This window comes from Rufibacter roseolus, assembly GCF_017916365.1.
Taxonomy (GTDB): domain Bacteria; phylum Bacteroidota; class Bacteroidia; order Cytophagales; family Hymenobacteraceae; genus Nibribacter; species Nibribacter roseolus.
In genome coordinates this window covers 281,597-305,498 of record NZ_JAFMSU010000003.1, presented here as the reverse complement: position 1 = coordinate 305,498, position 23,902 = coordinate 281,597, and the positions used below count along the sequence as shown (strand labels likewise).

Genomic DNA, 23,902 nt, shown 5'->3' with positions numbered 1-23,902 from the left:
GCTTGCGTTGTGCGGAGAGTTAACGGCAGCGCTCTCCGCACTTCCCGGACAGCCAATCTCCTGATTGGCGAATTGGAAGAGGTTCCAGTTGGTAGTATATATCGTCGTTGTTGGTGTTCTCACCAGTTACTTCAACTGCCTCTCCCGTAAGATTTCTGCTTTTACTCTCCAATCCCTTCCTACCAAGCCTCAAGGCTGCAGCCGCGGTCTGCGGGCGTTTGTCACTTTTCTCCTTGATGAGAAAAGTAACCAAAAGAATCAAGAAGAAAAGAAACTCGCTGACGCTCAAACAGTCTTTTCTTCAGTAAGGGTGACACCTGGCAAAAGCCTTTTGTTTCATGGTGAACTTACGCCACTGCCGATTGAGGAGCCACTGCCTGCGCTCGTCGGAGGTTGGGTTGCGCACGCGCCCAACCTCCGCCTCCCCGCATATGCCTGCCTTGGTTTTAGAGCCGCTGCAATGCCTGCATCGTCCTTTCGGACGGATGGAAAATGCAGCTGTTCTCGTCTTGTTATCCTTGGTTGAAAAATGTAGAGACAAGGCATGTCTTGTCTCCAACGGTTCTGGCGCAATAAACAACAGCTCCTGGAAATAACCGGAAGCAACCGGAAAGGGCACCCACAAGAGGTGCCCCTACATTCTTGCCCCTGCTGGAAAAGAGACCTTATCATTTGAGCCTTGCTATTTAAGAACGCGTTCTCAACTTCGCCTACCGTTCAACCTCGCCAACCGTTGTTGGTGTTATCACCAACAACTAAGACGGCCGTTTAACTACTTTCTGAAGAATCGTAGGGCTTTCCACTTGGAAAGAAGTCATGCGTTTTGGAGCTGCTTTCTATAAATCAGATGGCAAACTATCAAGGCATGTCTCGTTTTAAATCTAGCCCGTCTGTTGGACTGAGTGCATAGGCAAGAAAAAAGGAGCTGTTTTAAAGGCTGTTCTTCTGAAAACAGGCTTTAAACAGCTCCTACCTTTAGGCACCTCCCGGCTTAAAGGTTAAAACCAGCAAACAGCGTAAATGAAGTAAGTGGTTATTTAATGTAAGGCGTGCTTTTCGTTTTCGCTTACGTTGGCCAGGGTCCATTCTACGCGGCCAACGAAGGCATGCTCCCGGACGTGGCAGTCAGATTTGGTGCAGAGGCAACAGCTGGCGGGGGGAAGGCAGGGATCCAGGTGTACGAAGAGTTCTACTACATCGCCCATCTCCTCGGAGATCATGTCCTGGAGCAGCTCTACTTCTTTGTGGGCTTCCTGCAGGTTGAAGTACCAGGGCAGGGTGAGGTGGCAGTCTATGTGCAGCTGGCTGCCGTACTTGATGACCCGCATGTTGTGGAGGTCAATCCAGTTCTCGCGGCGGCTTTGGTTCAGGACGGTGATAATGCGGTCCATAAGCTCATGGTCGGCCTCATCCATGACCCCGGAGATGGAGTTGCGCACAATGCCGTAGCCGGTGTAGGTAATAAAGGACCCGAAGATGATGGCCACCACCGAGTCCAGCCACAGGATGTTGGTGAAGTAAATGCAGCCCAGGCCTATGACCAGACCCAGGCTGGAGTATGCGTCTGAGAGCAGGTGCTTGCCGTTGGCGATGATGGTGAGGGAATGGTGCTTTGTGCCCCGCTTAATGAGGTAGCGGCCGGCCAAGTAATTGACCAACCCAGTAGCCAGGGTAAGAAAGATACCCACGTCCATGGCATGGATGGGTTGCGGGTAGAGAAGGTTATAGACAGACTTGACAATGATAGCCACGCCCGCCAGCGTGATAAGTGATCCTTCCAAGCCAGAGGAAATGAATTCAATTTTGCCGTGTCCGTAGGGGTGGTCTTTGTCTTTGGGTTTGGCCGCCAGGTACACACTGTACAACGCTACGCCGCCCGCCACAAAGTTGATGATAGACTCCAGGGCATCGGTTAAGATGGCGTTGGAGTTGGTGAGAAAAAAGGCCCCAAACTTAACGCTGAGCAGCACCAGCGCCAGCACCAGCATAAGGGCCATGATACGGATAGAAGAAACCGCCGGTGAGGTGGAGGGCATAGACTTGCAGGTTAAAAAAGATACTTTCGCCTTACAAACGAGAAGAGCGGCAAAAGGGGGTGCAAAAGTACGGCTTTTTTTAACCCGCCGGCAAGCAGCAGACAAGAAGAAATACTGGAAACCTGGAAAGGGATCGCTGTGGGTAAACAGGGCAGAGGTGGCCCGATGAACTAAGGCTTAGCTAAACAGGAAAGACAGAAGCCAGGAAACAAAGGAGGCAAGCAGACCCAGAAAGAAAAACAGGAACCCCAGTATTGGATGCATTTTGGTAGGTGTTAAGTTGAGTAAAGATAAAAATTTAAAATAAATGCCGCAAATGCAAAATTAATGCAACAAAATCCTTAGTTGTTTCATATAAGTACTATTGTATGAACAAACCCCATAGCATAAATTCGCTGTTTGTACATGAATTTACTTTTACCTGTTGGCGAGATCTTATGAACTCCTCTGTTAAAAAAGCTGTGGTGGGCAAGCCCATTGAAAAGATTTTGAAAAACAGCATGTTGTTGCCCGTAGACACCGGCAGCATCAATGATTCCTTGGCCAGGTTGCAGGATCTGCGCCAGAAGTACATCCAGACCCAGGGAACTGGGAAAAATGTTCTTCGGCTACCCGCGTTGAAAAAGTAAATACTTCCCCAACCCGAGATCTATTCTATTGATAAAAGGTCAGGCTTTGCTGCAAAACGGCAAGGCCTTTTCTGTTTTCGCCGGCTTCTAAGGTAAGGTGCGCTGCTATAAGAGAACAAACCTGTTTACTGGCTGTTTTTACCAAAATGACCTTAAAAGGAGTTTTACGGATTGGCTTATGAAAGTAGGTAGGAACCTTTCCGGCGATAGTCGGCAGACAATCTTGTCCCTGCTTTTAGGAAAAGGCAGAGTTTGCACAGGGTGCCCTAGTTTTTAAGAAAGATAGGTGCCGTTGAGGTAAATAAAAGCGGGCACTTCTGTTTCCGGGTTGTTTCCTTGCAAGGAGCCCTGAAACGGAAGTGCCTGTTTAACTTTTGGTTTAGTGCCTTTAGTCTATAAGACCTTCCTGAATGGCGTACTTGATTAAAGTGGCGGTGTTGCGGGCTTTGGTCTTCTCAATCAGGTGCTGGCGGTGAGACTCAATGGTGCGCTTACTGGCGAAGAGTTTATCAGCGATCTCGGCGTTGGTATAACCTTCGGCAATAAGTTTAAGAACTTCCATCTCGCGTTTGGAGAGCTCTGGGTTGTTCTTTGATTTAGTGGTAGCGGATGCCCCTTCTGGGTTGTTTGCTTTGTTCAAAAGGTTAAGGGCCACCTCAGAAGAAATAAAGGAGTTGTCATTGGCCACGGTTTTAATGGCGTGCACCAGCTCATCTCGTCCGGCCGTTTTGAGTACGTAACCCATAGCGCCTGAGGAGCGCACCTTGTGCACGTAACTTTCCTGGTCCAGCATGGTTAGGATGAGCACCTTTACGTTAGGATGCTTCTGCTGCAGGTGCTGTAAGGTTTCAAAGCCATCCATCACAGGCATGTTCAAGTCTAACATAATCACGTCTGGGGTGGTGGTTTCCAGAAGGTCCAAAAGTTGCTGTCCGTTCTCTGCCTCACCAATTATTTGTATAGTTCTTTCAGATTTAAGTAAAGACTTCAACCCATCTCTGATCAGCGTATGATCATCTACTAGAATTACTTTTATCATCACCTTTTAAGTGTTATTTGACTGAGATGTTAAATAAATCAAGAATTTCTTTTTTAAGCTAATTTAAGTGGGGATCCTTTAATAAAAGAGTTGATATTTAGTATTAATACGGAGATGCTTATATTTTGTCTCTCCTCTCAAAGAATTTATGCTATTAAAGTAGAGAACTACGTATTAATACGTATACCTAAATTGCGGTATTAATGACGTTTTAAAGGGGATTTTATCGGGGTATATTTGTGAACTGTCATGCTGTTGTGTCTATCTAACATATAGTTGAGCGTTTACAGAAGACCATGGAAATCTCTACCCAATTTACAAGCGCAGGTTTACTGGTCTCGTTGAAAGGGGCTTTAGATGGTCTTTCTGAGGAGAAAGTAAAGAGCCAGCTAAAGATTGTCTTGCAACAGAATAGGAAGTTTATGTTCCTGGATTTTTCTGGCGTGACAGATGTAACCCCCACCGGATTGCGTAATCTGCTGCCTTATGTGCAGCAGGTGCAACAGCAAAAAAAAGAGCTTATTTTATTTAACCTGAAGGATAATATCCATGGGTTAATAAATTCTTCTGGCTTTGATTCTTTGGTGAAAGTGGTTGATTCTTTGGATACTGCAATTAAGTATGTTCATGCCAAAAAATCGGCTTAAAATTTACTTTTAATTAATATGGATTATAAGAAAAAAATTCTTTACTTTATATAAAAAAAGAGGATGACCATAGCAATTGAAGAAGAGGCTAACATCTACATCCTGCGCTTGAACGGTGAACTGGATGCTTCTACTTGCCTGGAGGTGGATAAGGAAATTGAGCTGGCGCTTTGCAAGCCCATTGAACAGCTATGGATTGACTGCGAAGAACTAAAGTACATTTCATCTGCAGGGCTGGGCGTGCTTATTTCTCATTTGGGTACCCTTGAAGCCCGAAACATAAACCTAGTGCTGTACGGGATGAGTGCGCATGTGAAGAACGTATTTGAGCTCTTGGGCCTGCATCTGATCATGACCATTGTGCCTTCCAAAAAAGAGGCCCTGCTGCAGGAAAAATAATTCATGCAGCTAATCTGGTAATATCTTCTGTGCCAGCCATTACGGACTGGTTTTTTTGCAGGTAGAGCGCTTTCAAGCTGCCTCTCCAAACCACGCCTGGCATCATTCCTTATTTTTGACAATTCCCGTGCTTCCTGGTTTTATATAGGGCTTTGCCTATGGCGTGCTTTGCCAAAAGCCTTGGGAGCAAACCTACCCCTTTTGCGCCATCTCCAGATCAAAGGGTGCTTAACCCTTGCCTGTACCATGCCAGAACTAGTCAGTTTCTGGACCATTCAGGTAACTGCTTTCTATTCTTTTAAGCTTGTGGCTGCCTTTGCTTTCTATGAGCAGCCCTCCGTCATTTACCTTATAGTTGGGTCTAATGGGGTATTCCGTAAAGGTGCCAGATGGGCAAGAACGGCTTTGCTATTACTAACCCAGACGTTGCCTGCCTTCAGAGGCAATTAGAATAAAATAACACCTTCTTTAGGAGCCCCTTTTTCAGGGGTATGTTTTAATTCTTGCATTTTTTTGATCAGGAATAAAGCATATAAAGCATCGCTCCAAAACCAATGCCTTAAGATAATGCTGTTCTGTTTTTGCTATTGGTTCCAAGAGAATCAACAGAATAAAACAGTCAAGACTTTACAACTAAAAAGGCAGCGTTCTTGCGGGAGCGCTGCCTTTTTAGGGTAAAGTTCTGCAGAAGGTGAGGTGTGCAAGCGGCGGGGTTTTAAGGTTGTTTTTTAAAAAACTGCCCTAAAACCCGTTTGCCTTTAATGCGGAATATCAATGGTGATACAGGTGCCCTCACCGGGCGAGGAGTCAATGACCATGGTGCCTTGCAGGAGTTTCACGCGGTTACGGATAGTGGTGAGGCCTATGCCTTTAGATACCGCTTTTTCTGGGTTGTTCTGGGGCATGCCTTTGCCGTTGTCCTGCACGCGCACGCGCACCGCTTTGCCTTTGTCCACCACCTGCACCAGGGCCTCAGAGGCCTCGGCGTGTTTCATGATGTTGTTGAGGAGTTCCTGCACAAACCGAAACAGGTGGGTTTCCAGGCCATAGTCGGTGGGGTGGTCAAAGCCAGTGATCACGCACTGCACGCAGAAGGAATTGGTGGAGAGGCGCGTGGCTAGGTCTTTGAGGGCAGACTTCAGCCCGAAGTCTACCAGTACCCGCGGGATGAGTTCATGGGCCAGGGTACGGGTTTCCTTGATGGCCTCTTCCAGGAAGCCGGCCACTTTCTTAAACGAAGTCTCTTGCTGGCCAGCCTCCTGCCTTTCAGACTCTATTTCCTCAAGGTTCAGTTTGGCGGCGTACAGCAGCTGGGCCAGGCTGTTGTGCAGGGCCTCGGCAATGCGCTTGCGCTCTTCGTTCTGGGTGGTGAGAATGGCGTCCATTACCACTTTCTGCTGATCTAGGCGGAACTGGGTTTCTTCTTTCTGCCGGCGCTTCTGGGTGGTGGTGTCGCGCACAATGCCCAGGATGCCGGTTACCTCGCGGTTAGCGTTGTAGAGCGGGGTAAGGGTAATCTCAAAAGACCGTTCCTCGGGTAGAAAAGGCAAATGGGTAAGAGTGGCTTGTTCGCCTTGCAGCACTTTGTCCAGTTTCTTCTGGAGCCTGGATTTGGCCCGCGCCGGAAAAATGGAACTCACCGGTTTGCCCAATACTTGTTTACGGGTTAGGGAAGACATTTGCTCCATGGCGTGGTTCCAGGTAGAGATCATGAAATCGCGGTCAAGGGCAATTATGCCGTGCAAATGCGTTTCCAGCAGGTTCTCAGAAAACTCTTTTTCAAGGGTAAGCTGGTTCTGTACTTCCTGCAGGTTGGTGATGTCAATGCCAAAGGCAATAGCTTTCTGGTGGTGTTTGTCCAGAAAGCCGTAATTCTGGAAATACACGTTTTTGCCCTGGTGCTCAAAGGCGGCGGTAAAGCTTTTGACTTCGCCCGTAAGGATATCCTCAATGTTGCCGCGCAACTGGGGGAATACATTGTAGATGCTTTTCCCCAGCATGGTATTGTCTTCTATGCCCACCCTGCGCAGGCCGTGGCCTTTTATTTCTATATAGTTCCCGTCCAGGTCCAGCACGGCCAGCACCAGGGGCAGGTTCTGGAGCAGCTGGTCCAGGAGCATGGTGCGGTAGCGGGCTTCCTCTTCGGCGTGTTTCTGGTCTGTCACGTCCAGGCAAAAACCAATGGCTTCCTCTGTGTGGATGTCCTGGAAGAGGAACACCTGCTTGTACACCTTCTCTCCGGCCACTTCAAACTCCACCACCGTGGAAATCTTTTGCCCCTGCAGGGCCTGTTGTATCTGCAGGTGCAGTTCTGGGTGAACCGCCTCAAAGGTGTTGCCTACCAGGCCGTTCTCAGCAAAGCCCAGGCCTCTGAGCCCAGACCCTTTTGATTCCAGCACGTGGCCATCTTTGTCAATGCGCCAGAGAGTGACGGGCAGGTTTTGCAGAATAGCCGTTACGGTTTCATTCAGTTGCCGTAACTCCTGTTCTTTCTGGTGACGCTCCGTGATGTCCACGGCCACGCCCACCAGTTGAATGGGTTTGCCTGAGGTGCCGCGTTTGAAGACCGTCTCCCGGAACATGATGTGGCGCCAGTCGCCGTCTTTGGCCTGGACCCGTACCTCATAGGTGAGGCATTCGCCTTTGGGCACTTCCTCAAACCGGGTGGCCCGGGTGTGAATGAGGTGCGCATCATCTGGGTGGTAGAGGGTGTCCAGTAAATCGCGCGGGTGGGCGTTGATGTCTTCTTTGGTATAGCCCAGATACGCCAGAAAATCACGGTTGTTGTAGATGTTACGGCCCAGGGTGAGGTCTTCCACGTACAGGAAATCGGGCATGGCCTCAGCGGTCTTTTTCACCAGTAGCTGGCTTTCCTGCAGCTTTTCATTGGCAATGCGCTGTTGGGTGACATCTTCAAAAGTGAGCACAAAACCATCATTTAGCTTCACGGCTACGCAGTTAAGCCACCGTTCTGGCCCGTTTTCTTTAAAATGGGCCGTAAACGTGGCCGTCCGCCCGTTTTCCACCACCTCAAGAAAAGTGATATAGTGGCCGTCTGTGAGCAGGGAGGGCAGCACCTCAGTAAGGCGGCGGCGGCGCAGTTGCGCCAGGGTGGAGTTAAGGAAAAGCTCGGCGGTACGGTTGAGCAGAAGCCACTCAAAGTCAAGGATGTTGCCCTCGCTGTTGCGGATGGCTTTGAACACCTGGATGGCATCAAGGGAAGAGTTGAGCACCGCAGAGATTATCTCTTCTTTCTGGGCAAGCTCCAGGTGGGCCGTTTTTCGCTCGGTAACGTCTACAAAGGCAATTCGGCACTGGTCTGGGGCATTCTCGCGGCGCAAAAGCATGCCCTCCAGTTGGGCGTAGAAAACGGTTCCGTTGTTGGAGACCACCTGCAGCTCTACTGTTTGGATGGTGTCTGAGAAAAGCACTTTTTTGAAAAAGCCATAGAAGGCGTCCAGGCTGTCTGGGTGCACAAACTGACTGAAACGCCGGGCTACCAGAAGGTCGCGGGTGGCCGCCAGCAGTTGTATGCTCTTGGCATTTGCTTCTTCTATGACCCCGCTTTTGTCCAGGGTCACATACCCAAACGGCGACCGCTGGTAGAGGTCCTGGTACTTGGCGGTAGCTGCCTCCAGTTCCTGGGTGGTTATTTGAAGCTGGTGGTTCTGCATCTCCAGTTCTACCTGGTGAATCTGAAGTTCCTGGATGAGGCGCTGTATTTCATGCGGGGGCATGTTCTCCACGTCAGCGGCCGTTACGGGCCGCTGAAGTTTCTCAGCCTCACGCCTTAGCAGGGTAAAGTCATGGGGCTCGCCATTGAGGGAATCTTTCCGCTTGTTATTCATAAAAGATGCGTTCTGGGTCTGGAACACCAACTGGGCAATAAGCTATTTCTCAAAAACCTCAATGGCCAACAGAATCTTAAACGGTTTGTCTTCTGTCTGCTCTACCCGCCGGGTGTTAAGGATCATTCTACGGTACCCCACGGCCGGGAACTCATGCTCCAGCACCACATTCTGTAATTCAGTGCCCTGGTTGAGCAGCTTGTTCATGCGCTCGCGCAGCTCGGGAATGTCCCACTGGCCGTTGCCCAGGTGGTAGAGCCACTGGCCTTTGAGCTGCTCCGGAATAAGCTGGAAAGCCTGGGCGAAGGCGTTGCTGGCGCTCTCTACCCGCAGTTGCCCATCCAGTACCACCAGCGGCTGCTGGATAAGGTCTATGATGTTGGCGGCGTACAGGGTGGTGGCCGCCACGCTGGCTTCCAGTTGTTTGTAACTGGTGATGTTGGTGAACGTGACCACCGCGCCGTCAATGAAATTGTCTGCCGTGCGGTAAGGGAGCACCCGCATGGAGTACCAATGCTGGTGGTCAAGGGTCTGCAGGTGCACCTCTTTGCTCTGGAGCCGGTCCAGCACCTCGCGCACATCGTCATCAATGTGCTGGTACTTGAGGTTGGAGGCAATGTGCGTGATGGGGCGGCCCACATCTGACCTGATCAGCTTGAAAATATGGGTGACCTGCGGGGTGAAGTTCCTGATGCGGAGTTCGTTGTCCAGGAAGATGGTGGCAATCTCAGTGCTATCCAACAGGTTCTTCATGTCATTGTTGGAATTGGTGAGCTCCTCGGTCTTGGTCTGGTACTGAAGGTTAATGGTCATGAGCTCCTCGTTCAAAGACTGCATCTCCTCTTTGTTGGTCATGAACTCCTCATTGGTGCTTTGCAACTCCTCGTTGGCGCTCTGCAGCTCCTCATTGGTGGACTTGAGCTCCTCCAGCGAGGAGTTCATCTCCTCCAGGGTGGTCTGCAGGCGCTGTTTGGTGTACACCAGCTCCTTCTCCAGTTCTGCAATGCGGGCATCTTTGCCCGATGCCTCTTCAGAGCTTTCTTTGCGGCTTCTGCGTGATTTGGGCTTGGGCATGTCTTCCAGCACCACCATGATCAGGCCCCGCAACTGGTCTGGTTCCTCCAGGGGCGTGACCGTGAGTTTTATGTGCTGCACGCCGTGGTCGGTTTTTATCTGAATGTTCTCTGCCCGGGCTGTTTCCTTGAGCATGGAGGCCCGGTTTACCAGGTTGTTCAGCTCAAAGGTGAGGCCCTCGCGGGCCATGTCAAAGATGTTAAGCGTGGCCTGGCCCTGGGCAGGCTCCAGGTATTTGCCCGTGCGCCCGTGAATGTAGAAGATGTCACCGGCAGGGTTTACAATGAGGGTAGGAGGGGCAAAATGGTTCAGCATGAGGCGCTGAACCACCTGACCCAGGCCCGTTTCTCTCTTCACGGCTGCTTGCGGTTCTGTTTGCGATTTCACGGTTTCTATAGTTTTATAGGTAAAGGGAAACTCCACCAGGCGCGCCAGGGGAATGGACGCTTCGTCACGGCGGGAGATTTTCCATTTAGTATCCAGGGCGGTAAACATATCCGGGAAGCCGGAGAGGGTCTCTGAGGAACCCAAAAACAGCAACCCGCCGGGGTTAAGCGAGTAATGGAAAACCGAGATCAGCTTTTTCTGCAGCTCTGAGGAAAGATAGATGAGGATGTTGCGGCAGGTGAGCAGGTCCAGTTTGGTGAAGGGCGCATCACGGTTAATGTCATGCACGGCAAACACCACTGTTTCACGCAGCTCTTTCTTAACTATGTAGTTATTGTCTGATTTGATAAAATAGCGCCTTAAACGCTCCGGGGATACATCTGCCGAGATGCTCTCCAGGTAGGTGGCCGCCCGGGCGCGGGCAATAGCCTCAGGGTCAATGTCAGTGGCAAAGATCTGCACCTTCAGGTTCAGTTTCAGTTTCTCCATGGTTTCCTGCAGCATAATGGCTATGGAGTAGGCTTCTTCGCCGGTAGAGCAGGCCGCCACCCACACGCGTACATAGTCTCCTTCTTGCTTTTTCCGGAGCAGGTCTGGCAGGTATCTCTCCTGCAGAATGGCAAAGGCCTCAGAATCCCTGAAAAACTTGGTCACGCCAATAAGCAGTTCTTTGAAAAGCTGCTCTACCTCGTGCGGGTTTTCCTGCAGAAACTGCACGTACTCAGAGAACAGCACCATCTGGTGGCTGTTCATGCGGCGTTCAATGCGCCGGAAAATGGTGTTGCGTTTGTAGAGCGAGAAGTCATGGCCCGTTTTGTTGCGGATGAGCGTGAAGATCTTCTGCAACATAATGGTAGACTTGTGGGCCTCTACCATGTTCTTGGTTTTGATGGAGGGCATATTGGCGTATGTCACCAGTTTCCTGGGCATTTCCTCCACCGGCAGTACGTAGTCTACAAACTCGGTCTTGATGGCGTTGCGGGGCATGGCGTCAAAGCGGGCGGTGTTGGGGTCCTGCACCATGACCATGCCAAAGTTCTCCATGATCATCTTTACGCCCAGCGTACCGTCTGACCCCATGCCCGAGAGGATGGCCCCGATGGCGTGCTCCCGGCGGTTCTGGGCCAGGCTCTGGAAAAAGAAGTCAATGGGCATGCGCTGGCCGTTAGGCAGCTCTGGGTCATGCAACCTGAAAGTCCCTCTTTCCAGGGAGGTCTCTTTGTTGGGCGGTACCACGTACACGTGCTCGGGCTCTATCGGCATGCCGTCTTCTATCTGCAGCACCGGCAGAGAGGTATAGCGCTTTATAATATCGGTCATCATGCCTTTCTGGGTGGGATCCAGGTGGGGGATCACCACAAAGGCCATGTTGGTGCCGCGGGGCAAATGCTGGAAGAAAATCTCAAACCCTTCTAAAGACCCCGCTGAGCCTCCCAGGCCCACCACCTGGAACTCCGGGGCAGGGTTGGCAGGCTTCACCACGCCCTTCCGTGCCTTGGGGCTGGAGGGCTCTGGCTTGGGTGGAGTAGGAGCGGTAGGGTTCTCAGTTTCTGTGTTGTCCATAAATTTGTGTACGTAAAAGGGGAGACCTGCTTTTCTGCAGGTGGGCGATTTATTTCCAGAACCAATCATGTGGAATTTCCCAGGCGCCCGCCAGCCAAGGTGTTGCTGGCCTTCAATATAACCCTCCAAGGTACTATTTATACCGCACAAACAAGCCTGGTGGCCTTCCATGCCCTAAAGAAACCGCATTAATGCGTAGGTGCTGGGTAGGTACTTGCCGCGGGCAAAGCGCGGTTTACACATAAGAATCAGAAATCTGGCTTTTTTCAGGCTGCGTGCGTACTTACTATTGAACAAGACAACCCCAACCTATGACTCTTCCGCGCCATGACATCATTGTGATTGGTACTTCCGCCGGGGGTATGAACGCGCTTTGCGCCTTGCTGGAGCAACTGCCCACAGACCTGCCGGCTTCCGTTTTCATTGTGCAGCACCTGTCCAGAAACTCCAATGCCGAAGTGCTGGTGAACCGCCTTAACAAGACCTCAGGGTTGGAGTGTTTTGTGGCCCAGAATGAACAGGTCATTGAAACCGGCAAAGTGTACTTTGTGCCCCAGGACAACCACATGCTGCTGCAGAAGGGTAGGATTCTCGTCACCAAAGGCCCGCGGGAGAACCTGTTCCGGCCCGCCATTGACCCTTTGTTCCGGTCTGCCGCCGCCGCCTACGGCCCCCGGGTTATTGGCATTGTGCTCACGGGCATGCTGCAAGACGGTACCGTGGGCATGGAAATGATCAAGCGCAGCGGCGGTATTACCATGGTGCAGAAGCCCGAAGACGCCGAGTACCCAGACATGCCCCAAAGCGTCTTGAACGAGATAGAGGTAGACTACGTGGTGCCGGTCTCGGCCATGGGCGAACTGCTGCAAGAACTGGTGTTTGTGCCCGCCTCCTCCTCGGCCGAGGTGCCGGAGGATATCACCTATGAAGCCTCCATTGCCGAGCGCCTGATGGTAGATACCGGGGAGATTGAAGATACAGAACTCATGGGCCCGCGCTCTCCGTACTCCTGCCCCACGTGCGGGGGGGCGCTCTGGGAGGTAAACCAGGGCCACGTGAAGCATTTCCGGTGCCACGCTGGCCACGCCTTTACCCCAGAGGCCTTTCTCAACGCCAACGTGGAGTCTATTGAAGAAACCCTCTGGATTGCCCTGCGCATGCTGGAGGAACGCCGCACCCTGCTCAACGCCATGGCCGAGCAGGACCGCCGCAAAGGCCACAGCCATTGGGCCGAGACCCAGCAAGAGCGCGCCCAGGAGCTTAAAGAGCACATTGCCCGCATCCGGCACCTGCTCATGGCCAACGCCAATGCCAAAAACCGCTTTGAGTCTGAGGAGGATTCTGATGAAAAGGAAGCCAGTTGATACCTCCTTTGGGATTTCGGCTTGTTTTCCGGAAAAAAGGCTTAAAGCAGAATTACTCTTTCTGCTGTACTCCCCTGATGTTTATTATGGCCCCGCTTGGCCTTGCCTGAGCGGGCTGGTTTCATGAAAGTAAAGCGCCGCCCGGGCAGTAGCCTTGAGTATACCCCGGTCTGCGCCTTTGATGGAATGATTCCCCCTAGCTTTGATGTTGTTTTCATGCCCGGGGAACCCTGAACCAGACCTTCTTTTGTCCTGAAAATTGGTAACATTAGAAAAAAAGCAAAGGTATACCTGATGAACAGGGCAACACAGAAAGCTTTTCATCCCCTTTTGAATTTAGAATGGAAAATACCTTCGGGATACCTATCATCCCCGACAATGAAGACGAGCGGTTGGCCAAGTTGCGCAGCTTTAATATCCTGGACACCCACCGCGAAGAGGGGCCTTTCAAACACATCGCGAGCATGGCCGCGCGCATGTTCAACGTGCCCATTGCGTTGGTGAACCTGGTGGAAGATGAGTACGTGCACACCAAAGGCAATGAAGGCCTGGACGTAACTGAGCCAGTACCCCGGGGTACCAGCCTCTGCTCATTGGCGGTGCTCAGGCAAGAAGCCACTGTGTTTGAGAATGCGCTGCAGGAGCCCTGCCTGTTGGCCAACCCTATGGTGACGGGTGGCATGGGGCTGCGGTTCTACGCGGCTGCCCCGCTCACTACCAGCGATGGGTACAACATAGGGGCACTCTGCATTGTGGACACAGAGCCCCGGGAGTTTTCTGAAGCAGAGCGGAAGGTACTGGAGAACCTGGCCTCTGTGGTCATGGATAACATTGAGCGCGGTACCACCTAAAAGCATTCACCATACCAACGCAGCTATGCACGGAAAACAACTGGCCCAAGAATCATATATCACCATCCGGTATGACCTGATCAACGACACCCTCTCCGCTGACTGGAAAGGGGAGCAGACCCAGGAAACCGTGCGGGATGGCTGCGAGAAGATTCTCCGGTTCATGACCGTGTACCGTTGCGCTAAACTGCTCAATGACAACACCCACGTGACAGGCATGTGGTCAGACTCAGCGGAGTGGGTAGCCCTTGACTGGGTACCCCGCATGGAAAAGGCCGGATGCCGTTTTCTGGCCCACGTTTACTCGCCTGACATCTACGCCAGGTTGTCTGTAGAAAAGACTATAGATTTCGGTATAAAGGGTATCCTGGTCACCACTTTCAATGGAAGGGCCGCCGCCGAGGAATGGCTCTGTGCTGTTTAGCTTTTTGTAGGGCAGGTGCAAAATCCAGGATGGTGCTCCTTTCAAATTTATAAGAACTACCAATTACTGCAAGGGGCTTGAAGCCCCTTTTGCTTTTTATCGCAAAGTCTTCATTCAGCCCCGCTAAACACCTGCCGGCTTCTTGTTACCTAAGCTGGATTGCCAGTTTATACCTGGTTTCTGAAGAATACCGTATTTACTCCAATAAAAGTACGTATTATTACAACCTGCTTGTAAAATACTCGTTAACAGGTAGAATAATCAGAAAGGAGAAGGTATGAGAGTGGAAGAGAAGATTCTGAAAACCGTATTTAGTTTAGTCAAAGGAGATCCGTCGCCGGTGCACTTGCCGGTTTCCCCCGTAACAATGAGCCAGGCCACTGATTTGCCCCTGGAGCAAGTAAAGGCCTGCTGTAAAGCCCTGGAAAGCCACGGATACCTCATCAGCACCCAAGGTCTTGCCGAGCCGGTTTATTACATCACCAAAACGGGCGTTAACGAAGCCCTCAACCCTACAATGCCCTTGTATATTTATTCTTCGTCAAACCCCCAGCCCAGAAACAGAGTGTAACGCTCCTGTCACCATCCTAAAAACAAAACCAAACTCCCGTTTAAAGCCCGTTTCCCTGAAAACAAGCCCTAAACGGGAGTTCGTATTTTCTGCCGGTTTGAGTTACTATGGCAGCTAGGGCAAAGGTTGTATGGCTCGCCTCTTTTTTAAGGTTGATTTTATTTCTTGTTACCAGGTTTAAGTAGGTTCAAGCTCTGGCTCACCTGTTTTCAGTTGTGTAACGGGGCACCTGAAACTGGCCTGAAAATTCACCTTGATCAACACCAACCGGCTCCTACTCAATAGCAAGAGCAACTCCCGAAAACCAAAATCCTCTCCCGGGAGGGGTAGGTATCTCCGTTTGAGTTTTGGCCGCCGAGATGTGAAAACAGCCTTATTTTAAAAGCTTATTCTTGTTCCCACTCGCCGGTGTCATCTTTCCAGATGGCCAGGTAGGTTGGGTCATGGTTCTTTTTGCAGGCCCTGAACATGAGGGCGGTCTCAAAGCTGAACTCCACGTTGCCCTGCGGGTCCAGTGCGATGAAGTTGCGGTCGCCCTCAATGCGGTCTTTGTACACGTTCATGGCTTCCTGGGCGGCTTCCTTCAAAGGCAGCTTTTTATATTTCATGAGGGCGTACAGTTCATGGGCCACGTTGGCGCGCATGATGCCCTCGCCGTCGCCGGTGCAGGAAACGGCTACCACCTCGTTATTGGCGTAGGTGCCGGAGCCAATGATGGGCGAGTCACCTACCCGGCCGGGGTACTGGTTTTCCAGGCCTCCGGTAGAAGTGGCCGCAGCCAGGTTGCCGTCCATGTCCAGGGCCACGGCGCCTACGGTGTCTTTCAGGAGCTCATCCTTCTCTTTCTTCTTCGCCTTCCTCAGAGACTTTATCTTTTCCTCGGTTTTGAAGTAGTCATCGCCTTTCATTTCCAGTTCCTGTTCCATGGCAAAGTTCTCGGCTCCAATGCTGGTGAGCAGAACGTGCGGGGAACGCTGCATAATGGTTTTGGCCAGGGTGATAGGGTGTTTCACGTGCTTGACCCCAGACACGGCGCCCGCCTTCATGTTTTTGCCGTCCATGATGGCGGCATCAAACTCAATGCTTTCGTCTTTGGCCAGGCTTCCGCCACGGCCGGCATTAAAAAGTTGGTTATTTTCCATGCTTTTCACGGCGGCTTCTACGGCATCAATGGCGCTGCCTCCCTGCTCCAGAATATGCCAGCCGGCCATCAGGGCGTTTTCCAGGCCCTGTTGATAGGCGGCCTCTTTGGCCTCGCCCAATTCTTCGCGGCTTTGGTTCTCGGCTCCTCCATGGATTGCAATGACGAAGTTTTTCTTCATAACGGTAGTGTCTTTTAGTTGTATGGCACGTGCCGGGTTCTGTACCGGTGTTTGAGTGTACGGCCGGCAAGGGACGCAGTTGGTCCGTTAAATACTGAAATGGAGTAGGGAATTTACTGATGAGCCGTTTTTAGCTCTGTTTTCCAGATTCTGGAGCAAAATAGAGTTGAGAGGTATAAACCGTCCTTAATAAAGTCAAAGTCTGCAGCCGGTAGGGTGGTGTTTTATAAAATTCCGTGTTTTCTCTGGCTATTTGCCGTGTTTGTTCCGGCACTTTCCAGGGGGCGTAGCGCGTATGCATAGAATCTAAGGGGAGTTCTAAATATAAATTTTACCTGTTCTGTTTAGGTCTCTCCAATCTCTACCCTGCAATAGAAAACCTATGACCTTTCATCCCAAATACAGGAAAACCTGGCTCAAGTCACCAGATAAAGGGAAGAAATGGCTGCGCCGAAAAGAGGGTGGTGCCCCAGCCGGAAGCCATTCCCTTGCCAGGCCGCAGGATGAAAACCTTACCCAAATGCCTTTTACATCAACCGAAGAGTAATCAAATGAGACGGAAAGCCATGCAGAGGATCATCACAGAAAAGATAGGCGAAAAAGTAATTATTGTATTGCAGCAAGACCTTGATGCGTCTGACCAGCGTCTGTTACGCCGGCTGCAGGGTACGCGCCAGGGCGGACAGGTAAATATCTGGGTAGACTGCGCCAGCCTGGAATGCATTAAATCGCTGGGATTCTGTCACTTTGTGAACCAATTGCTTTTGTTAAAGGTCTATGAGGTAAATATTGCCCTGCTGAATCTTAGCCGACAGCAGCGGCAAATTTTGCAACTCCTGCGGGTGGAACCATTTTTCAGCGTAGTGCCGGATTTTGAGGAAGCCTACCATTTGGTACAGGCTTCTTAGAAAAGTCAGGCTGTTTGATCTATCCGGCAGAAGGGTTGGGCTACACAGAAAAGTTTGAGGTCTTGTAAGGGCTTCAAGAAAAGCACGAGGAGGTAGAAACAGCATGAGGCTGGAAGAATTCAAAGACATGAAGGAGGGGCTGGCCTATTTAAACCAGCAAGGATATTCCCATAACTTTCAATACAGCCCACAGGGATGGCTTTGCGCGGAGACCCAGGAGGTTTTCGCCCCGGAAGAAGTACAGGTAGATGCCTACCATCGGTTTCAGCAATTCAGAGGCGTCCATAGCGTGGCGGTCCTGTACGCGGTACAGACAAAGAATGGTCTCAAAGGCTTCATCATTGACAACTGCTCTACCTATGACAATGCCCAGTTTGGCGAGTTTTTGGTACGCATGAAGCTCAACCAAATCCAACCAGGCAGCCCTAAACCCACCGATCAGTAACCTGGCTGTATCCGTTTACCGGAATCGCTCCATTTCTTTCCACAGCTGGTTGAATTCACCTGAATAACCTGCCACCACGTGGGCGTCTGAAGTGACCAGAACATTCTCATGGTTGTACAGGGCAGCGCTTCTGGTCCAGTTATAGGAGCCGGTGAGCACCTGCGTGTGGTCCATGATGGCAAACTTGTGGTGCATGTGGTTAGGCGTGTTGTCTATCTTAACAGCGATCCCCGTCTGCGCCAACTGCCTGATGTCTGAGCCCTTATCAAAAAGCTTCTCATTATCCGTGAGCAACTGGATGTCTATCCCTTTCCGGTGCGCTGCCAGAATAGCGTTGGTGATACGGTCATCTGAGATGGTGAACACGCAGATCTTAAGCGAAGACGTAGCCGCCCCGATAAACTCCAGAATGGCCATCAGACAATCCTCGCCCGGGCTGAAGTATGCGGCGTTTTTTACTTTAGGGGCACTCTTGAACAACGAAAGGACAGATTTCACAGAGGAAAGATTAAGGGTTCTGGCGCGTAAGATACAAACTAACCAGATACAGGGTTGCTAAACCCAGCCTAAACTCTAAGCTACACCCGCTTTTTACCTGTTTTCCAAAAAGTAGCCCTGAAAAAGAAAACTCGTAGAAATGCTCCTGTAGAGGCAGCTTGACCTTCCTGATTACCTAAAACCTAACTCCTTAGTAATTTCAAACTGAAGCTATTCTTCCATGCATGACACGCACTCCGTCCCCCATTGAAGGCCCGGGATGACAACTCATGCTGGTCGACAACACATGCTGATTACAACCATTCAGGATCTGTAGGGGCAATCCCTTGTGGTTGCCCTTGCGCCGGCCACCGCAGATTTAGTTGTTGGTGATAACACCAACAACGGTTAACACACTACTAGCGGTCACTTCCCGAATACTCACTTTTTAGAAACGATGCTCGTATGTCCCCCTTTGAAGGGGGTAGGGGGATGAACAATTGGCTTGAAGGACCGTCGAACCTCTGCTAAGTGCAAGGGCAACCACAAGGGATTGCCCGTACAATATTGGGAATGCTATCCTCAGCAGAAGAAATCATTCCATACCCCTCAAAGGTGGACGGTATGCTTGCTAATCTTAAAGTGGAGGTGGGTAGCAGCTTGAGACTTGTTATTCTCAGAATTCTCTTCCACAGTGGACTTTCCAATGGGTATTTGATACAATAAGATTTATTTGAATTATAAATAGTAGAAGCGGTTATTTATTTCTGCTTTGTTGGATTATTTGTATTTAGTCTGAGTGCTAAGGAAAACTTGGAAAAATTATTTTCTGCAAAAAGGTTGTTTTTGTAAAAGTTGTGCCCTTACCTTTAGGGCATCTTTATTGGAGATTTATAAAGAAGAGGCGAGAGAGCAGGCTCCAGGACCCTCTAGCAACCTTCGGCCCCGCCGAAAAGGTGCTAACACCTGCCCATTTTTGGGAACTATAAATTAATGACCATGCACTTACAGCGTTTGAACACCCGCCTTACTACTAACAACCATCCTGCGTCCCGGCAGATCCTGCTTATGCAGGCTTGTTGTTGCTGTTAGAGCTGGCATCACCTCCATCTTTCCTGGCGTAGCCTTGTTCACCCTGCGGTGATGCGCGCTTTTGTCTTCTTTTTTTCAAACTCAGTTCATTATGGACCATTCTTTACCCTTCTCTTCCCCGGAGAACTATGTTCCCGCCGGAACATCCTTCCACACTTATTCCGCTGCCCTAGCCATGGGTGCCATGCCCACCTTCGCCCGAATGTGCTGTTGTTGATACAGGATTCGAGGCATTAAAATCCTCTTTTTACTTCTGTTAAAAGAATCACCGGTGTCGTCCTGAGGCCGTGTAAGAATCATCTTGTCTTTATTATTTTATACAAATGCAAACATATATAAGTAGTACTCTAAAAAGTCTAGTAAGTCTAGGGGTATTATTAGCAATATTGCTGACCCATGCTGCTTTTGCCCAGGGCCAATCGGTATCCGGGCAGGTGAGCGGCACCAAAGGAAATGAGGCCCTGGCCGGCGTAAGCGTGGTCCTGAAAGGCACTACCAGCGGCACCTTCACCAACGCCGAGGGGCGTTATTCTATCCCTGCAAAACAAGGCCAGACCCTGGTGTTTTCCAGCATCGGGTGTACATCCGCAGAGATTGTGGTGAACGGAACCACCGTAAATGTGGTGCTCAAAGAAGACACCAAAAGCCTGGACGAGATTGTGGTGGTGGGTTACGGAACTCAGTCGCAGCGGGCGGTTTCCAGCTCGGTGAGTACCGTGAACGTGGAAGACCTGCGGGGTTTGCCGGTTACTTCTCCGGACCAACTGATTCAGGGAAAAGCCGCCGGGGTGCAGATTTCCTCGGCTAGCGGCGCGCCGGGAGGTGGTATCAGCGTGAGTGTGCGCGGGGCCACCTCCATCAATGCCAGCAACTCTCCTTTATATGTGATTGACGGCGTGTTCATCAACAACCAGTCATTGAGCAACCTTGGCCTGGGTGGGCAGACCTTCAACCCGCTGGCGGATCTGAACCCCGCGGATATTGAGAGCATCCAGGTGCTGAAAGACGCCAACGCCACGGCCATTTACGGGTCCAGGGGAGCGAACGGGGTGGTGCTCATCACCACGAAGCGCGGCAAACTGAATGCGGGTTCCAAGATCAGTTTCCAGACGTACTTCGGCTGGGCCAAGGCGCCTAAGCTTTATGAAACGGTGAATGCCCAGCAGGAAGCCGAACTCATCAACGAGGCCTTCCTGAACGATGGCGGCGCTTTCGCGGCGCGTCCGTTCCGCCCGAAAGCTGAAGGAGGCCGCGGCTTACCCGAGGAGCAGACCACCTATTCCCGCATCCCGGATGTATTCCAGACCGCCAAAACCCAGAGCTATGACTTGTCGGCCTCGGGTGGGTCAGACAAAAGCCGGTACTTTATTGGGGGCAGTTATTTCTCACAGGAGGGGATTGTGAAACCTGCCCAGTTTGAGCGCTTCAGCGGTCGGTTCAACTTTGACCATAACCTGAGCGAGAAACTGACGGTGGGCATCAGTGCCTCGGGGGCGTACAGCCACCGAAATGTGAGCCGCAACGATAACAGCGCGCAGGGCGTGATCAACTCGTCTTTGTACGTGCAGACGTTTCTGCCCGTGTTCAACGAGGACGGCAGCTACGCCCGCCACAGCATCTTTGACAACCATTTGGCGCTTATTGAGAACCTGAACATCCAGGGGCACAGCAACCGCCTCATCGGGAACCTGTACGCCGAGTACGAGATCCTGCCGGGTTTGTCGTTCAAATCCAGCTGGAGCCTGGACTACAACAGCTACATTGACAAAGTCTACAACAACACCCAGATCAGTGTAGGTCTTCCGGCCGGGAACGGCAGCAACACGCAATCCAGCTTGGTGACTTTGATTAACGAGCAGGTCTTGACCTACAACAAAGCCTTGGGAGATGACCACCGTTTGAACCTAATTTTGGGAAATACCCTCCAAAGCACCAAATACAACTTCCTGACTCTCTCGGGCCAGAAGTTTCCGAGCGATAATTTCCAGGAAATAGCTTCTTCTTCCATCCAGACGGGTAGCACTTCTTCGAGCCAGAACGGCTTGGTGTCTTTCTTCGGAAGGGCCAGCTACACGTTCAGAGACAAATACAGCCTGGACGGGAGCCTACGCGCCGACGGTTCCTCTAAGTTTGCCGCGGGTAACAAATGGGGCTACTTCCCATCAGTAGGAGCGTCCTGGATTGTCTCAGAGGAGGCGTTCGCGAAAGACCTGCCGTTTGACCAGATCAAGCTGCGCGCCAACATCGGGTTGTCTGGTAACCAGAACGGCATCAGCGATTTCCCTTCGCAGAGCCTGTGGAGAGCCGGTAGAAACTACCAGAACAACCCCGGCATCAGCCCGAGCCAGTTAGGCAACCCCGATCTGACCTGGGAAACCACCCGCCAGTGGAACGTGGGCTTGGACCTAGCGTTCCTGCAGAACCGCATTAAAGTGGAGGCCAACTACTACAGCAAATACACCAAAGACCTGCTCATTCAAGTGCCGGTGCCTTCCAAGCTGGGCTACTCCAGCGTGTATGAGAACCTGGGCGAAGTGAGCAACAAAGGGGTGGAGCTGAGCATTTCCTCGGTGAACATCCAGAAAGACGATTTCCAGTGGTCCACTGATTTCAACATCGCCAGAAACAAGAACCGCATCGAGAAACTGCCTACACCTATTACCGCCCACTCCCGCGACTGGGTGCGCATGGAACAGGGCAACTCGCTCTTCGCTTTCTGGGTGTATGACCAGCTGTATGTAGACCCGCAGACCGGCGATGCCGTGTACGATGACGTAGACAAAAACGGCACCATCACCACCGCCGACCGCAAGATTCTGGGCAACGGCGCACCGGATTTCTTCGGGAGCTTGAACAACACCGTGCGCTTCAAACGGTTCGATCTGGGGGCACTTTTGTATTTTCAGGCCGGAAACGACATCATCAACCTGAACCGCTTTTTTATGGAACACGGCGGTACCCAGAGCGGCATCACCTTCTTCCCAAATCAGCTGAACCGTTGGCAGAAACCCGGCGATATCACCGATGTGCCGCGCCTGACCAAACGAGGCAACAACTACACCCTGCCTAGCAGCCGCTACCTGGAAGACGGGTCTTTCCTGCGCCTGCGCTCCATCACGCTGGGCTACAACGTGCCTACCGAGCTGGTGAACCGTTTCAAAATCTCTAACCTGCGCCTGTACGCCCTGGCCACCAACCTCTGGACGCTCACCAACTACAGCGGCCTTGACCCTGAGGTGAACGTGGCCGCGAACAACCAGAACGTGCTGGGAATTGACCACGCCGTGGTGCCGCAGCCCAGAAGTTTCCAGATAGGTGCCAATGTTACTTTCTAAGAAAACCAGCCATGAAAAATATTCTAACTTCCTATAAAACCTTTGTCTTAGCCGCCGCCGTTCTGTTCTCCAGTTGCGATTTGCTGGAGCCGGACCCGGCCACCGAAGTCTTGTCTTCCACCGCCTTGGTAGATGCCCGCGGTGCGCAGGCCGCCCTGTTAGGCACGTACAGCGAGCTTCAAAGCAACAACTACTACGGCTTGGATTACCCGGCTTTGTCTTACCTGTCCTCAGACGAGGCGGAGTCCATCGGGTCTTTTGACTTCTACCGGCAGTTTGACCGCAACGGCATCCAGTCAGAGAACAGCTCCATCCTGAGTACCTGGCGTCAGATTTACCGCGTGATCAACCTGGCTAACAACCTCATTGCCAAAGTACCGGCCATCAAGGACCCAGCCTTAACCGAGAACCTGCGGAAAAGCACACTGGCGGAAGCCCACTTCCTGCGCGGCCTTGCCTACTTTGACATTGCCCGGGCCTGGGGCGGTGCCCAACTGGTTCTCACGCCCACGGAATCTAAACTGGACGGACAAGGCATCGGCCGCTCCACGAAAGCCGAAACCTACGCCCAGGTGCTGTCTGATCTGAACCAGGCCGAACAACTTTTCACCGCGGTGGAGAACGGCGCCGTCGGCGCTTCCTACACTACACCCGCCCGCGCTTCTTTGCTGGCTGTGTGGGCCCTGAAAGCCCGCTTCTACCTCTACCAGGAGAACTGGACTGAGGCCGAGAACTACGCCACCAAGGTGATTGACGCGAAGAAGGCCCAGCTGGTGTATCCATATGAGCAAACCATCCAGGGCCTGCTCACCCCCGAAAGCATTCTGGAACTGGCCTACACCACTGCCAACGGCAACAGCCACGCCTCTTACTGGCTGCCCAGCTCCAGCGGTGGCCGTTTGGAATGGATTCCTGGTCAGACCATCACCAGCGAATTGCGCAATCCGGCCGTGGGCGGCGCCCGCAGCATCCTCATCGGGACCTCCGGCACCATTGTCTACGGCAAAAAATACTTCCGTAATGGCACCAGCGATGACCCAGCGTTTCTTCTGCGGATCTCTGAGCAGTACCTCATCCGTGCCGAGGCCCGCGTGAAGAAAGCCGCTCCAAACCTGGTAGGTGCCCTAGCCGATGTGAACGCCATTCGGGAGAGAGCCCGCGTTGAGAAACTGACCTTGCTGAATGCTCCTGGGTTGTTGCTGGCCATTGAGCAGGAACGCAAACTGGAACTCGCCTTTGAAGGCCACCGCTGGTTTGACCTCATCCGCACCGGCCGTGCCCAAGCCGTCCTGGGCATCACGGACCCCAACAAGTTCCTGTACCCCATCCCCAACGCTGACATCGTCGCAGACCCAGACTTGGGACCAGAAGACCAGAACCCCGGGTATTAATTGTAATTTTTCCTTTGCATGTGAAAAGGAGTACCGCAGAAGCGGTACTCCTTTTCTTTTTTGTTGATGTTTTGAGGTTGTTTTTGGGAAAATGGGCTTA

The 23,902-nt window shown here is 51.7% G+C and carries 18 protein-coding genes and 1 riboswitch; of the genes, 12 read left to right on the top strand and 6 right to left on the bottom strand.

Going from position 1 to position 23,902, the window contains the following annotated elements; translation table 11 throughout:
• Positions 1-1,037 precede the first annotated feature (1,037 nt).
• Positions 1,038-2,036: a cation diffusion facilitator family transporter gene (locus J3P35_RS17100; RefSeq protein ID WP_210465890.1), complete on the bottom strand. Its 999-nt coding sequence runs from the start codon at positions 2,034-2,036 to the stop codon at positions 1,038-1,040.
• 437 nt (positions 2,037-2,473) lie between these two features.
• Between J3P35_RS17100 and J3P35_RS17095 the strand changes: the two genes are divergently transcribed.
• Positions 2,474-2,665: a hypothetical protein gene (locus J3P35_RS17095; protein ID WP_210465889.1), complete on the top strand. Its 192-nt coding sequence runs from the start codon at positions 2,474-2,476 to the stop codon at positions 2,663-2,665.
• Positions 2,666-3,053: 388 nt separating this feature from the next.
• On the opposite strand, the gene J3P35_RS17090 is transcribed toward J3P35_RS17095, so the two are convergent.
• Positions 3,054-3,704, bottom strand: coding sequence for a response regulator (locus J3P35_RS17090; protein WP_210465888.1), 651 nt, complete (start codon positions 3,702-3,704; stop codon positions 3,054-3,056).
• Positions 3,705-4,000: 296 nt separating this feature from the next.
• On the opposite strand from J3P35_RS17090, the gene J3P35_RS17085 reads away from it, so the two are divergent.
• Both J3P35_RS17085 and J3P35_RS17080 read left to right on the top strand, forming a co-directional pair.
• A complete protein-coding gene (locus tag J3P35_RS17085) occupies positions 4,001-4,351 on the top strand; it encodes an STAS domain-containing protein (protein WP_210465887.1) in 351 nt (116 codons plus the stop codon).
• Positions 4,352-4,414: 63 nt separating this feature from the next.
• Positions 4,415-4,750 carry an STAS domain-containing protein gene (locus J3P35_RS17080; protein ID WP_210465886.1) on the top strand — a complete coding sequence of 112 codons (336 nt, stop codon included), beginning with the start codon at positions 4,415-4,417 and terminating at the stop codon, positions 4,748-4,750.
• 758 nt (positions 4,751-5,508) lie between these two features.
• On the opposite strand, the gene J3P35_RS17075 is transcribed toward J3P35_RS17080, so the two are convergent.
• Positions 5,509-8,598, bottom strand: a complete 3,090-nt coding sequence (locus J3P35_RS17075) for a PAS domain-containing sensor histidine kinase (protein WP_210465885.1) — start codon at positions 8,596-8,598, stop codon at positions 5,509-5,511.
• Between the two features lie 42 nt (positions 8,599-8,640).
• Complete coding sequence (locus J3P35_RS17070; RefSeq protein ID WP_210465884.1) at positions 8,641-11,622, bottom strand: CheR family methyltransferase; 2,982 nt, start codon at positions 11,620-11,622, stop codon at positions 8,641-8,643.
• A 311-nt stretch (positions 11,623-11,933) separates the two neighbouring features.
• On the opposite strand from J3P35_RS17070, the gene J3P35_RS17065 reads away from it, so the two are divergent.
• The 4 genes from J3P35_RS17065 to J3P35_RS17050 all read left to right on the top strand — a co-directional run bounded on the left by J3P35_RS17065 (position 11,934) and on the right by J3P35_RS17050 (position 14,832).
• Positions 11,934-12,986, top strand: a complete 1,053-nt coding sequence (locus J3P35_RS17065; RefSeq protein ID WP_210465883.1) for a chemotaxis protein CheB — start codon at positions 11,934-11,936, stop codon at positions 12,984-12,986.
• Positions 12,987-13,327: 341 nt separating this feature from the next.
• Complete coding sequence (locus J3P35_RS17060; protein ID WP_210465882.1) at positions 13,328-13,837, top strand: GAF domain-containing protein; 510 nt, start codon at positions 13,328-13,330, stop codon at positions 13,835-13,837.
• 25 nt (positions 13,838-13,862) lie between these two features.
• On the top strand, positions 13,863-14,261 hold the full coding sequence (locus tag J3P35_RS17055) for a hypothetical protein (protein ID WP_210465881.1): 399 nt from the start codon (positions 13,863-13,865) through the stop codon (positions 14,259-14,261).
• Positions 14,262-14,538: 277 nt separating this feature from the next.
• Positions 14,539-14,832, top strand: a complete 294-nt coding sequence (locus J3P35_RS17050; RefSeq protein ID WP_210465880.1) for a hypothetical protein — start codon at positions 14,539-14,541, stop codon at positions 14,830-14,832.
• 386 nt (positions 14,833-15,218) lie between these two features.
• On the opposite strand, the gene J3P35_RS17045 is transcribed toward J3P35_RS17050, so the two are convergent.
• Positions 15,219-16,154 (bottom strand): isoaspartyl peptidase/L-asparaginase family protein, encoded by a 936-nt coding sequence (locus J3P35_RS17045; RefSeq protein WP_210465879.1) that lies wholly within the window; start codon positions 16,152-16,154, stop codon positions 15,219-15,221.
• A 382-nt stretch (positions 16,155-16,536) separates the two neighbouring features.
• On the opposite strand from J3P35_RS17045, the gene J3P35_RS17040 reads away from it, so the two are divergent.
• From J3P35_RS17040 to J3P35_RS17030, 3 genes are all read left to right on the top strand, one after another.
• Positions 16,537-16,701 carry a hypothetical protein gene (locus J3P35_RS17040; protein WP_210465878.1) on the top strand — a complete coding sequence of 55 codons (165 nt, stop codon included), beginning with the start codon at positions 16,537-16,539 and terminating at the stop codon, positions 16,699-16,701.
• 19 nt (positions 16,702-16,720) lie between these two features.
• Positions 16,721-17,062 carry an anti-sigma factor antagonist gene (locus J3P35_RS17035; protein WP_210465877.1) on the top strand — a complete coding sequence of 114 codons (342 nt, stop codon included), beginning with the start codon at positions 16,721-16,723 and terminating at the stop codon, positions 17,060-17,062.
• Positions 17,063-17,165: 103 nt separating this feature from the next.
• The gene (locus J3P35_RS17030) at positions 17,166-17,507 is read left to right on the top strand and encodes a hypothetical protein (RefSeq protein ID WP_210465876.1); all 342 of its coding nucleotides are present in this window, start codon (positions 17,166-17,168) and stop codon (positions 17,505-17,507) included.
• Positions 17,508-17,522: 15 nt separating this feature from the next.
• Here J3P35_RS17030 and J3P35_RS17025 read toward each other — a convergent pair whose 3' ends face one another.
• Positions 17,523-18,005, bottom strand: a complete 483-nt coding sequence (locus tag J3P35_RS17025; RefSeq protein WP_210465875.1) for a phospholipase D-like domain-containing protein — start codon at positions 18,003-18,005, stop codon at positions 17,523-17,525.
• A gap of 867 nt (positions 18,006-18,872) precedes the next feature.
• A riboswitch (SAM riboswitch) is annotated at positions 18,873-18,976 on the top strand.
• Between the two features lie 486 nt (positions 18,977-19,462).
• On the opposite strand from J3P35_RS17025, the gene J3P35_RS17020 reads away from it, so the two are divergent.
• Both J3P35_RS17020 and J3P35_RS17015 read left to right on the top strand, forming a co-directional pair.
• A complete protein-coding gene (locus J3P35_RS17020) occupies positions 19,463-22,411 on the top strand; it encodes a SusC/RagA family TonB-linked outer membrane protein (RefSeq protein ID WP_246850339.1) in 2,949 nt (982 codons plus the stop codon).
• 11 nt (positions 22,412-22,422) lie between these two features.
• A complete protein-coding gene (locus J3P35_RS17015; RefSeq protein ID WP_210465873.1) occupies positions 22,423-23,802 on the top strand; it encodes a RagB/SusD family nutrient uptake outer membrane protein in 1,380 nt (459 codons plus the stop codon).
• Positions 23,803-23,902: the final 100 nt, after the last annotated feature.

What these genes read in the sequence shown, in the direction of transcription:
- J3P35_RS17100 (WP_210465890.1), bottom strand. Translation starts at nt 2,036, where the DNA reads ATGCCCTCCACCTCACCGGCGGTTTCTTCTATCCGTATCATGGCCCTT.
- J3P35_RS17095 (WP_210465889.1), top strand. Translation starts at nt 2,474, where the DNA reads ATGAACTCCTCTGTTAAAAAAGCTGTGGTGGGCAAGCCCATTGAAAAG.
- J3P35_RS17090 (WP_210465888.1), bottom strand. Translation starts at nt 3,704, where the DNA reads ATGATAAAAGTAATTCTAGTAGATGATCATACGCTGATCAGAGATGGG.
- J3P35_RS17085 (WP_210465887.1), top strand. Translation starts at nt 4,001, where the DNA reads ATGGAAATCTCTACCCAATTTACAAGCGCAGGTTTACTGGTCTCGTTG.
- J3P35_RS17080 (WP_210465886.1), top strand. Translation starts at nt 4,415, where the DNA reads ATGACCATAGCAATTGAAGAAGAGGCTAACATCTACATCCTGCGCTTG.
- J3P35_RS17075 (WP_210465885.1), bottom strand. Translation starts at nt 8,598, where the DNA reads ATGAATAACAAGCGGAAAGATTCCCTCAATGGCGAGCCCCATGACTTT.
- J3P35_RS17070 (WP_210465884.1), bottom strand. Translation starts at nt 11,622, where the DNA reads ATGGACAACACAGAAACTGAGAACCCTACCGCTCCTACTCCACCCAAG.
- J3P35_RS17065 (WP_210465883.1), top strand. Translation starts at nt 11,934, where the DNA reads ATGACTCTTCCGCGCCATGACATCATTGTGATTGGTACTTCCGCCGGG.
- J3P35_RS17060 (WP_210465882.1), top strand. Translation starts at nt 13,328, where the DNA reads ATGGAAAATACCTTCGGGATACCTATCATCCCCGACAATGAAGACGAG.
- J3P35_RS17055 (WP_210465881.1), top strand. Translation starts at nt 13,863, where the DNA reads ATGCACGGAAAACAACTGGCCCAAGAATCATATATCACCATCCGGTAT.
- J3P35_RS17050 (WP_210465880.1), top strand. Translation starts at nt 14,539, where the DNA reads ATGAGAGTGGAAGAGAAGATTCTGAAAACCGTATTTAGTTTAGTCAAA.
- J3P35_RS17045 (WP_210465879.1), bottom strand. Translation starts at nt 16,154, where the DNA reads ATGAAGAAAAACTTCGTCATTGCAATCCATGGAGGAGCCGAGAACCAA.
- J3P35_RS17040 (WP_210465878.1), top strand. Translation starts at nt 16,537, where the DNA reads ATGACCTTTCATCCCAAATACAGGAAAACCTGGCTCAAGTCACCAGAT.
- J3P35_RS17035 (WP_210465877.1), top strand. Translation starts at nt 16,721, where the DNA reads ATGCAGAGGATCATCACAGAAAAGATAGGCGAAAAAGTAATTATTGTA.
- J3P35_RS17030 (WP_210465876.1), top strand. Translation starts at nt 17,166, where the DNA reads ATGAGGCTGGAAGAATTCAAAGACATGAAGGAGGGGCTGGCCTATTTA.
- J3P35_RS17015 (WP_210465873.1), top strand. Translation starts at nt 22,423, where the DNA reads ATGAAAAATATTCTAACTTCCTATAAAACCTTTGTCTTAGCCGCCGCC.